This window comes from Pseudomonas sp. PA-5-4B (assembly GCF_021606215.1).
Classification (GTDB): Bacteria; Pseudomonadota; Gammaproteobacteria; order Pseudomonadales; family Pseudomonadaceae; genus Aquipseudomonas; species Aquipseudomonas edaphica.
Window position 1 is genome coordinate 25922 of record NZ_WKDB01000061.1, and the last position, 10849, is coordinate 36770.

Consider the following 10849-nt stretch of genomic DNA (forward strand, 5'->3'; position numbering starts at 1 on the left):
TGGTCTTGGCGCGTTGGAGCAGCAAGCCAAGCTGGATGTGCGTGATTACCTGCTAAGCCCTGCCGAACAGCGCATGGTTGAAGACTGCTCCCGAGGCCCGATCTTTCGTCCTGGCATGTACTCGCTTAATTTCAGCTACCAGGACAAAACCGTGGAATTTGCCGGGGCCTTCGTTCTTACGAGAAAGTCCAGCCCAGTCGTGGACAACCTGACGTCGGTAGAAAACCTCGGCCAGGTCTTGTTGTTCACGCCAAACAGGGGGCTGGAGGCCTTCGACTCTCTGGTGCAGCTCGACCAGAGCCTCAAGGCGACTTTGGCGCTACCGGCGGGTCGAGCGGAGTTCTGCCGACACTTGCCTGTACGTTATCAAACGCTGGATGTCGTCGATATCTGGCCCTTGCAATTGCTGCCCATTGACGGCGAGCCACTGTTCGAACACACCTACAACGCGATTATCGACAAGCGCAGCCAGGACATCGAACTGGCATTGAGCCTGGTAGACAACCCATTGCACGAGGCAACGCAGCTCAAGTCAGCATTGGACAACGCGGTGACAGCAGCGCTGCCAGACTTGTCGTCACGCTTGGCGTTCAGGCGCCAACAGCTACTCGAGCGCGGCGTCTATAACAGCCTGCCGGATTGGTATCGCAACGCGGCTGTGACGGACCAGCAAACCCTGAGTCGTTGCATGCAGGATTACAATCAGGCCCGGGCTACCTATATCGAGCTGCTGGGGCCTGTTGCGTCGCCTCAAGCCCTGGCAAGTTTCCAGTTGACCGAGTATCTGGACGAAGCGCTGGAAATCTACGACCTGGACCCGCGTCACCTGAACATCTCCACCCGACGCAACGTCGCCAATGTCGGCACCTATGAGCAGACCCGCAATCTGGTGCAATTAAGCTATGACGGGCTGCATACCGACGACGAGTTGCCCGGCTCTGATTTTTTGACCACGACCGCCCTGACCTATGCCGACGCGCCACTGCAAGGTGACCATGCCGTTCTGAGTGCGCAAAGCCTGCTCCACATCCTCCGCGAACCTGGCCTGCAACCGCGCCTGGACTATGCCGCGCTGCAAAAAAAAATGCAGGCCGAAACTGGCTACAAGCAGGCTACTCGCGACCTGTTTGATCATCGCCTGGTGTTGCTTGCCTTTGTCGCCCGGTTGCGAGGCGACCTGAGCCCGGCAGACCACAGGTTGTTCGAAACGTTGCGGGCCGGTACGAACCCGCTCCTGTGCGCACGCACCGTGCTGCTGCATGGCGCGCAACTCAAAGACCTGTGGTTATTGCGCGAGGAAGATGCCAACGGCCAAATCCGACGCTTGCTGTTGTGCACCCCCGATTCGCCACGTGAGCGACAGTTCCTGGCGTTCACCACCGAGCTCGAATGCCAGGCGCATATCATCGGTTGGGCCGATGACAACACCCGGTTAAAGGGTCGCACCATGAGCGACTACCTGTTGGAGCAATGCCCGCTGCGTTTTCGGCCGAAGATGCACACGTTCCTCAAAGGCTTGGGCTTCAGGCCCGACGCAAAGGAACATGAGGAAGTGACATTTGGCCCTGTGTGCTCCCACACGATATGCCTGGACGCCATGGTCATGCATGGGCAAAGCGCAGCGCAGGACGACTACGAATACAGCACCCCGCTGTGGTATCGCTCAGCCCAGGCGGCGGACCGAACCCGGTTGACCAGCCTTGCCGAAGATGCCGCAGGTGCCTTGCGCGTCTATAACGCCATGCCCGATTCAGAAGCGAACTTCATTACCTTCAATGCCTATCTGCACGATAAAGCCAAACTCAGCCTGAACACGCTGCTTGGTCGCCGTCAGAATGATATCGACCCGGATAGCGTGTTTGTGTCGGCGCCCTGGCCGTTGCTGGGCGGTGCGCCGAAGCCCATTTCCTATACCCGGCTGTACAGGGACGGTTACACGGATAACGTCGGGTTCATCGACCCGAAATTCTCCACTTCGGCCACGTTCAGCGGGCCGGTGGGCGTGGACCTGAGCCGTTTGACCCCGCAGAACGTATCAAGGGCGGTGACGGGTGTATGGATCGGGCAACGCTACACCGACGAAGTGCGCGCCAACTTGCAAAGCGCGAGCAGTCCCGGTTACGCCAAACGGCGCGACGCCACCTTGACGATCACACAACTGCAGATGAAGTACGCCGCACTCGATGGCTGCCTGCGCGGTCATATCGCCCGAGTCGACTTGACCTGGTTGGAGCGTGCGATCGACAGCCTTGGCGACACAGCGGCGGCGACCCGCTCGACTTATCAGGTACATCGCCTGAGCATTGACGGCGATTGGGTGATAGGCAGCTACCTGTTCAGCCATGCAAGCAACCCGGTTTTGCTCTACACCCCCAACGCACCCGATGGCATCGGTTTTCGTGAAGCGAAGCTATTCAACTACTGGCTGAAAAAGGTCGACGGTGTGTCGGATTACCTGCAGGGTCGGGTGCCGGTCCCATCTCAGGTACGGATCGGAGCGTTTCTGAAGACTGCCCGCAATGGCTTGCCCGAAACGATTGACCGTACGACCCCAAGCCCGGCGCGCTATGACCGGATAACCCCGGACACCACCGTGAGCGACCCGCGCAATGATTTTTACAACATGGTGTTGCAGCGCAAAATAGACGATGTAGTTGCCACCACGGTCAATCGCACGGAGATGATCACGGGGATTCTGTGGACATGCGTCGAATTGGTCACTGCCATCGCCACTATCCCTTTTCCCGTATTGAGCCTGGGCCTGGGTGGTTTGCTGGCGTTCAAGGACGCGATGCTCGCTATCAGTGCCTACCAACAGGGTGACACGGGCGAAGCCTTGAAACACTACATTGGCTACCTGGCCAATGTGGGCGGCGCTGTGCTGTTTGACTTTCGCCCGGCCCTTAAAGCACTGCGCGTGCGGCCGGTGACCAAGGCGCTGAAGCAGGCCACGCTGATCAACGATATAGACCCAGGCATTGCTGCCGGAATGAAACCTGTGATGTTCAATTCCGAGCAGTTCTGGATCAAAAACACACCGGACTCCCTGGGGCGGCATCTGCTGTTTCGCCGTGACCCAGTCACCGGGCAAATGCAGTCAACCACACGTGTGGTCAACCAGAACAGCGATGGCCATTGGGTGCGCTTCACGACTCCGGGAGGCGGGCGCCATACACTACTGCGCGAAGAGGTCGACGAGTTACTGGTGCCCTACGAGATTGCACCCGAGCAAGGGAAGTACTTCAGGCGCGCGCTCGATCTTGAATATGTGCGCATCGTTACCAGCCCTCCGGACGACGCCATTGCACAGGGCATAAGTGACGGGGCCTATCTTCAGTTGAAGCCTCTACGCGACAGCTATCTCGATCAGATGAAACACCTGACTCAAGACGCGGACGCGTTTTATGCCTCGCCTCCAGCGCGCCCGGACCGTAGCGGCTTGCCGGTGCTGGCACCGGATTCCAGCCCATCTACTGCGCTTGCCACCCTGTTTCCACTCAAGAAGCGGCTGATCATTGGCGCATCCAATACCAGCGTTGCCAGTAAGCAATTACTCATCGAAAACCTGCCAGCCTTGAAAGCGCAAGGGCTCAAGCGCGTGTACGTTGAAAACCTGCCGGCCGATGTTTTCCGGACCAAACTCAAAATTATCAACGGCGAAACCCAGGGTGACGTGGCGTATGCCTTGAAACAGGTCGAGGACCATCTGGCGCGGGTAGACTCAGGCTTGGGCTGGGACGCGGACGCGCCTTTTACCTACCGTAAACTGATGCTTGAAGCCCACAAGCACAAGGTCGCGATCGACGGCGTGGACGCCTCGAGTTCTTATCATATGGAGCATGTGCTGGCGCTGTCTGAACAAGAGCGGTTTATCCCTCGCAACAGCAAACTCAGGAACTTCTATTCCCACAAAGCCCTTTCACAAAACGACCCCGATGATGGTTGGATCGCCCTGGTTGATCACACCCGCATAGGGAGCACGGACGAAGTGCCGGGGCTGGCCGATTTGCAGAATGTCATCGCCCTGCGTGTGGAGGATGTTACCCCGGGCCAGGCGGTGGGCATCTCGCCTGATACTGCCTCCGCCGCGTTGTCCCGGGGTGATTACCGGATGACCATGGCGCCGGCATCACAAGCGCTGCCGACGGCGGGTCCTTCAAGGGCGGTGCCGGCGCCCGCTGCACCGTCCCATTACAGTGAGTTCGATCTGCCCGCGTCGTTTAAAGCGCACCTGGATGAAATGGTGCACTCGCATCGTGACTTGGATACTCGCTACGGCTTTGGGATTGGGCACCTGTATGAGGCGGCGTTCAAGGGGTTCAAGAACACCCGTAATCGTTTGGAGAAGGCCGCCAAAGCCGCCTTTGCCACTTACACGCCCCCGGCACGGTCCACCTTCGTCGAGCTGGGTACGGTGGCCAGCGAAGAGGCGTTCGTCAAGTTACTGTACAAACTCAAGCGCGGACTGATTGTTGCTGAAGCGCATGCGGATAAGGCGAGTAAACAGTTCCTGATTAAATACATGAAGCTATTGAAAGAGCAGGGTGTAAAAACCTTGTATCTGGAACACCTGCTTACCGATCTGCACCAGCTTGAACTGGACGTTTTTTATAACACGCTGAAAATGCCGGAAAATCTCAAGCGCTATCTGAGGGCGCAGGACCTCGGCCATATGGGGAGCGGTTACACGGGAAAAAACACCTACACCAACGTCGTCAAAGCGGCGAACAAGGCGGGCATCCGCGTCCGGGCTCTCGACTGCACCGCCAGTTACCACGTCAAAGGCATGCACGACTTGAACGCCCGCCAGAGCGTGTTCAGTTACTTTGCCAATGAGGTGATCAAGGCTGATCAGGCGGCACTGGGGCCGCATAAGTGGGTCGCACTCATGGGCACCTCCCACGCCGACATCTATCAGGGCGTGCCAGGCATTGCGCAATTGCAGGATGCGGTCAGCTTGACGGTACGCGATGTCGCGCCCGACCATGCACTGCCTTTGCACCGAGGAGGCTGGGAAATCCTCGAGCGCGGGGTCAAGACGCCCGCGGGCACGGCCATGCGCAGTGACTTCAAGGTGCATGTCGGTGTGGCCGGTACGCCGGCGCCGCGCCCGATGGTTGCAGCGGATCGTACATGGATCAGAAGTGTCGGCGATTTCCTGATCGAGCGGCCTTCAATGACCCAAGCCAATGTGCTCCATCGTTCTAACACTGGAGATATCATTTCCACGCCTGTTCAAATTGACGATAAGGGGCAGTTCTTTATTGAGCGGTGGCCACAGTTGCAAGCAAAGCGTTACCCAAGTCTGGATTTTTTGATTCATGCACTCAAGACGGATGTGCAGTTGACGGCCGTTTCCGCTTCGACCCTGCCGAGCGTGCGCCTGAAAAATATCGGTGACTTCCTGATCGAGTACGCTTCATCCACACAAGCCAGTCTGCTTCACCGTTCCAGGGCTGGAGAGATTATTACCACCCCAATAAAAAGTGACGAGCTGGGGCAGTTGTCTATCGAGCGCTGGCCGCTGTTGCAAGGCAAGCGGTACGCAACGATAGAAGGCTTGGTGGATGCGCTCAAAAAAGAAGTGCGTTTGACCGCCGTCGCCTGATCACCGCCTCTTGAGGGGCAGCCTCTCGTGAAGGGGCTGCCACAATAAATCGTGGGCACTCCACTGGGCTGGCGTAGTCTCATGGCCAGACACCCACGCTTATCCTGCGGAGCTTCCCATGATCATCGTCCACCACCTCAACAACTCGCGCTCACAGCGCATCCTCTGGCTACTTGAGGAGCTCGGCCTGCCTTACGAGATCAAGCGCTACCAGCGCGACCCGAAAACCAACCTGGCGCCCCCGGAGCTCAAGGCCATCAACCCACTGGGGAAATCCCCGGTTATCGAAGATGGCAGCCTGGTGTTGATCGAATCCGCCGCCATCATCGACTACCTGATCCGCCGCCATGGTCAAGGCCGCCTGCAACCTGATCCTGCCTCTGCGACCTACGACAAATATGTGCAATGGCTGCATTTTGCCGAAGGCTCGGCCATGCTGCCGCTGATGCTCAACCTCTACGTCGGTCGTCTGGGTGAAGCCGGTGCGCCGTTGCACCCGCGTATCGAGTCGGAAGTGGCCAACTACCTGGGCTATCTGAATGACGTGCTGGCGGATACGCCGTATCTGGTCGGTGACGAACTGAGCGGCGCGGACATTCAGATGAGCTTTATCGGTGAAATCGCCAAGGCCCAGGGCAAGTTGCAGGCCTATCCAAACCTGGCGGCCTGGGTGCAACGCTTCCAGGCGCGACCTGCGTACCGCAAGGCGGTGGAGCAGGGCGGGGAATACGCGTTCGCCAAATAGGTCAGGCCAGAAGGCACAATTGCCCCTTGTGGCGAGGGGGCCAGCCCGCTCGCCACGGGTCTGTGTCCCCCATTCTTAAACGCTATTGCCCTCGAAACGCTTTAACGAAAACGCCGACAGGTCCAGGTCACTCGACCCACGCATGCACCACTGCGCAAATGCCTCACCCAGCGCCGCCGAATGCTTGAAGCCATGCCCCGAGCACGGCGACACCACCAGGGTGTGCTGCAACGTGGGGTGTTCGTCGATGATGAAATCGTGGTCCGGCGTCACGGTGTAGGCACACACCGCCGCCTTGAGCACTTTGGCCGACACGCCGGTAATACGGCCCTTTACCTGCTGTTCGTACATCTCCTGGGCTTGCGCCGCCGAGACCGTGCGGTCCAGCGTTTCAGGCGTGGCCGTGGTGTGGTACTGCGCCGTGGCCAGCTTCATGCTGCCTTCGCCGGGCAACGCCGGGAACCCATAGTGGGTCTGACCTTGTTCGTGCGTGAGGATATAGGTGGGGGATTTGCCCACCAGGTCGCCCCCAGGCTCCAGCGCGAACCAGAACAGCTGTTGCCGATAAACACTCAGCAACCGGCCAAACGGCGCGCCGAGTAATTCGCCGGCCCAGTTGCCCGCACTCACCACCAGCTTGTCGGCCTGTAGCGTGCGCTGGTCGGTGGTCACCGTCACGCCGTGAACATCCGAACTGATGTGAGTCACCGTCTCGCCCTTGTACAGCGTGGCGCCGTGTTGCTCGGCCAAGGTGAGTTGCACATCAATGCAGCGCTCAGGGCGCACAAAGCCGCCGCCAGGCTCGTAATAGCCGATGGCGCTGTCCGCCACTTGGGCAAATTGCGGGAAACGCTGGCGAATCTGCGCAGCGTCCAGCCGCTCATGTTCAATGCCGTAGGTTTGCGCCAGGCCAATGGTGCGCAGGGTGAAGTCGGTTGCATCGCTGGGGTCAAAGTCATCACGAGAGGTGAGCACCAGCAACCCCGACTGCTCAAACAGCGCCTGCCCCGACAACGCCTCAAGCTCGCGCCAGATAGCGTGCGAACGCCGCACAATGGGCACGTACTGCGCGCCTTCGCCCACCGACAGCCGCGTAATACGCGTATCGCCATGGCTGGAGCCAAAACTGTGGGGCGGGTGGTGGCGGTCGATGCCGGCGACTTTCACACCGGCTTTTGCCAGTTGATACACCGTGGCGGCACCCATGGCGCCCAGGCCGATGACCAGCGATTCATAGCGTTCCAAGGTTGGTACTCGTGTGTGAGGTGAGGGCGTAGTTGAGGCTAAGGCGTGGGAAAAAACAATGGGGGATAAGAAGGTAGCCTGTACCCCGTTCAGGAAACCCACAGTTGAACTTCGTCGCCCCGCAATCCCCTGTGGGAGCTGGCTTGAACTGCGATAGCCGGTTAACACGAAGTCTGTGGCAGGTGGGCTGTTGTGGCGAGCAGGCTTGTCGAATCGTCGCACCGCCTGCGTTGGGCTGCGAAGCGGCCCCAGTAAAGGCACTGCAATTTTCCTGAAAGAACTCAGCGTCTGGGTTTGGGGCCGCTTCGCAGCCCAACGCAGGACAAGCCTGCTCGCCACAGGAGAAATTGGCTGCCTTCAAACGTTGTGTAGATACCCATAGCTATCGCAGGCAAGCCAGCTCCCACATTAGCGCCGCGTCAGGCCAGGCGTGCCCGCCAATCACCGCCATGCTGGAGGTTGCAGGCTTCTTCGCAATCAAAGCGCACGCAGCGCTCGATTTTCACCGAAGCCACCTCGGCGTCTTGTAGCGCCGCAGCCGTCAGTTCGCGCATACGTTGGTCCGCGCCGTTTGCCAGGGCCAGCTCCTTATTGGCCCGCGTATCGAACACCCAAATCACCCGCAGGCTTTGCGGGAACGCAGCGTAATCAACCGTGTGAGTCAGCCACTCGAAGCCCGGGATTTCAGCCTTGGCGGTTTCGCAGGCGTCGGTCAACGTGGCGACCAGGCGGCGTTCGAGGCGGGCGGTGTCGCGTTTGGTTGGGGGCATCAAAGGTCCTGAGATTCAATAAAAGTCATCACATCATCCGGCCCGTATTCACGGATTAGCCAGTTGTTCCCATCGGTTCGAAGTGAATCGCCTTAGACCTGTATGTCACACCGCGCCTCAACAGCGTGCAGCCGCAAAGTCAGACCCGATGCGAAGCACACCACCACGTGATGGTCGGCGGGGAAGGTATCGCAGAGGTAGAACGTTTCTGTCTCGGCATCGGCCGCCACAATGCCGATGGCGTGAAGCACCGTGTCGTCTTCAATCGGGCTGTCATGGCGCCCTTCGGCCGAAAAAAAACTCACGCCATGGAACGTGACGGTGATCTCCCGAGGCTCTTCGGGCGGCACCCAGTCCCCGGTCCGCCGTGTAAACCTGAGCGACAGCGTGCGCTCAGACAGCGCGTAATGGATGTCGCTGGCGACATAGAAATTGTGCAGGTCACAGGCGCGTCCTTCGACCTCAACCTCTATATGCCCGAGTGCAAAACCATGGAATTTCATCGCGCCTGCCTATCGCTGCTGAAACGCTACTTTCAGCCCCAGCCCCATAAACAGCGTGCCGATGATCTTGCCTTCCCACCGACGCAGCTTGGATAGCCCCTTGAGCCCGCGACTTAACGGGCGAATCGAGAGTGCCAGCAAACTCGTATAAACCGCGCTGAGCCCCGAAAAAATCAAGCCCAGCACGGCAAACTGCACCAACGACGAACCCGATTCCGGGTGTACAAATTGCGGCAGGAACGCCAGGAAGAAGATCGCCGTTTTCGGGTTCAACACCTCAGCCCCAATCGCCTGGAAAAACGCCTGGCGCGGCGTCACCGCCGGTAGCTCCAATCGCGCATGCGTGCCGGTTTTGGCCATGAACGCGCGCACGCCCAGGTAGATCAGATACGCCGCGCCAGCCCACTTCACCGCGTTAAACGCCGCCGCCGAAGTCATCAAAATCGCCGACAGCCCCAACGCCGCGCACAGGGTGTGAATCAAATCGCCGCACGCCACACCCAGCCCGGTCGTAACACCGACCTTGCGCCCGCCTTGAATTGTGCGGGTGAGCACCAGCAGCACGGAAGGGCCGGGGATCAGGAAAAGGCCGAGCACCACGGCGATGTAGGTGACGAGGGCAGTGAATTCAAACATGGCGGGTTATCTCGCAGATGGGCGCGGCCTACAGTAATCCTCATGTAGGCAGCCAATGCAACGCCGATCAAGCAAACGCGGCGACCATAAACGCCTCCAAGCCTTTCTCCTCCAGAATCTCGATAGAGAAATGCCCGAAGCGCTTAGGCAACCAAATGATCCGTGTGCCGGACGGCGATTGTAGATCCGCCAGGCTCAAGGGCCGGCCGTTTTCATCCTGCGGCTGCACACCCTCGGCCATCAACTCGGCATAGGCCACCTCGATATCCGGCGTGGTGTAGCAATGCCGATAAATCATGCCCTCACCGTGCGCGTCCAACAGCTCGCGCAAGTTGCCCGCCACCGGCTGCACCAGCATAAAACGCTCCAGGCCCATCAACGCCACCGCATATCGCACATGCAGCCCGCCGCGTTCCCACACCTGGGTGTTGGAGATTTTGGCCTTGAGGATTTTGGCGTAATAAGCGCAGGTTTCTTCAAGGTTCTCGACCAGTACGTCGACGTGGCTGAACTTCAGCTCCATTACAGGCCCTCTTGGCGGGTGTGGATTCAGGCGACAGTAGCCGATTTACAACTGTTAACGAATTGAAAGTCGCGTTCGATATAGGCTTCGAACAGTCCTAACCCCTGTTCGCCGAGCCCTCAACCATGAAATTGCCCGCCATCGCTGCCGCATTTTTTGTACTCGCCACCCTGCAATCACCCTGGGCACAGGCCGCAACGCCCATCACCCACGTCGCCATCTACCGAGGCCCGGCGGGCTGTGATGACTGTTCCGAGAACGTCAAAAACGCCTTGCTGCGGCTCAGCCCCAACTATCAGATCGACTTTGTAGGCGCGGATGAAGCCATCGACATCACCCCGCAAAACCTTGCACGCTATGACCTCTATGTTCAGCCGGGCGGCGGGCAGGATATTCCGGCTGCGCTCGACAGCTTCGGTGATGCACGCGTGGGCGCCATTCGAGACTACGTGGCCAAGGGCGGGCGCTACCTGGGGTTATGCATGGGTGCTTATCTTGCCGATAACAGCAACTTCGGGTTGATACCCCAGGACCTCGACTCCGAAGCCGGGCGACCGGGGTTTGAAGTGCGCGGGATTGAAGACGCGGCGGTGCGAGTGGTGTGGGATGGCAAGCCGGACAGTGTGTTCTATCAGGATGGGCCGTACTTTCCCAAGGTTAAGGGGCACGCGCCGTATACGGTGATCGCGACTTATCGCAATGGCGATGTGGCGGCGGCGCGGTATCGGTATGAGAAAGGTGTGGTGGTGCTGAGCGGGCCGCATCCGGAGGCGGGGAAGGAGTGGTTTGAGAATGCGGGGATTGCGCTGAGTGAGATGC

8 protein-coding genes are annotated in these 10849 nt (G+C 59.2%); 3 read left to right on the top strand and 5 right to left on the bottom strand.

Features of this window, described 5'->3' with window-relative positions; translation table 11 throughout:
• The first annotated feature begins 151 nt into the window (after positions 1–151).
• Both GIW28_RS24050 and GIW28_RS24055 read left to right on the top strand, forming a co-directional pair.
• Positions 152–5608 (top strand): membrane-targeted effector domain-containing toxin, encoded by a 5457-nt coding sequence (locus tag GIW28_RS24050; protein ID WP_236447248.1) that lies wholly within the window; start codon positions 152–154, stop codon positions 5606–5608.
• A 118-nt stretch (positions 5609–5726) separates the two neighbouring features.
• Positions 5727–6353 carry a glutathione S-transferase family protein gene (locus GIW28_RS24055; protein ID WP_017136952.1) on the top strand — a complete coding sequence of 209 codons (627 nt, stop codon included), beginning with the start codon at positions 5727–5729 and terminating at the stop codon, positions 6351–6353.
• A 75-nt stretch (positions 6354–6428) separates the two neighbouring features.
• On the opposite strand, the gene solA is transcribed toward GIW28_RS24055, so the two are convergent.
• The 5 genes from solA to GIW28_RS24080 form a co-directional block, all read right to left on the bottom strand.
• Complete coding sequence (gene solA, locus GIW28_RS24060) at positions 6429–7598, bottom strand: N-methyl-L-tryptophan oxidase (RefSeq protein ID WP_236447249.1); 1170 nt, start codon at positions 7596–7598, stop codon at positions 6429–6431.
• A 419-nt stretch (positions 7599–8017) separates the two neighbouring features.
• Positions 8018–8368 carry a hypothetical protein gene (locus tag GIW28_RS24065; protein ID WP_236447250.1) on the bottom strand — a complete coding sequence of 117 codons (351 nt, stop codon included), beginning with the start codon at positions 8366–8368 and terminating at the stop codon, positions 8018–8020.
• A gap of 92 nt (positions 8369–8460) precedes the next feature.
• Entirely contained in the window at positions 8461–8871 is a 411-nt protein-coding gene (locus GIW28_RS24070; RefSeq protein ID WP_169984707.1) for a hypothetical protein, read from the bottom strand.
• A gap of 9 nt (positions 8872–8880) precedes the next feature.
• Positions 8881–9507: a LysE family translocator gene (locus GIW28_RS24075; protein WP_099548976.1), complete on the bottom strand. Its 627-nt coding sequence runs from the start codon at positions 9505–9507 to the stop codon at positions 8881–8883.
• A 67-nt stretch (positions 9508–9574) separates the two neighbouring features.
• Positions 9575–10030: a VOC family protein gene (locus GIW28_RS24080; protein ID WP_099548977.1), complete on the bottom strand. Its 456-nt coding sequence runs from the start codon at positions 10028–10030 to the stop codon at positions 9575–9577.
• A 125-nt stretch (positions 10031–10155) separates the two neighbouring features.
• On the opposite strand from GIW28_RS24080, the gene GIW28_RS24085 reads away from it, so the two are divergent.
• Positions 10156–10849: BPL-N domain-containing protein (locus tag GIW28_RS24085; protein ID WP_236490419.1), on the top strand; the 694-nt coding region annotated here is incomplete at its 3' end.

Coding starts and splice junctions, on each gene's coding strand:
- GIW28_RS24055 (WP_017136952.1), top strand. CDS start 5,727: ATGATCATCGTCCACCACCTCAACAACTCGCGCTCACAGCGCATCCTC.
- GIW28_RS24065 (WP_236447250.1), bottom strand. CDS start 8,368: ATGCCCCCAACCAAACGCGACACCGCCCGCCTCGAACGCCGCCTGGTC.
- GIW28_RS24070 (WP_169984707.1), bottom strand. CDS start 8,871: ATGAAATTCCATGGTTTTGCACTCGGGCATATAGAGGTTGAGGTCGAA.
- GIW28_RS24075 (WP_099548976.1), bottom strand. CDS start 9,507: ATGTTTGAATTCACTGCCCTCGTCACCTACATCGCCGTGGTGCTCGGC.
- GIW28_RS24080 (WP_099548977.1), bottom strand. CDS start 10,030: ATGGAGCTGAAGTTCAGCCACGTCGACGTACTGGTCGAGAACCTTGAA.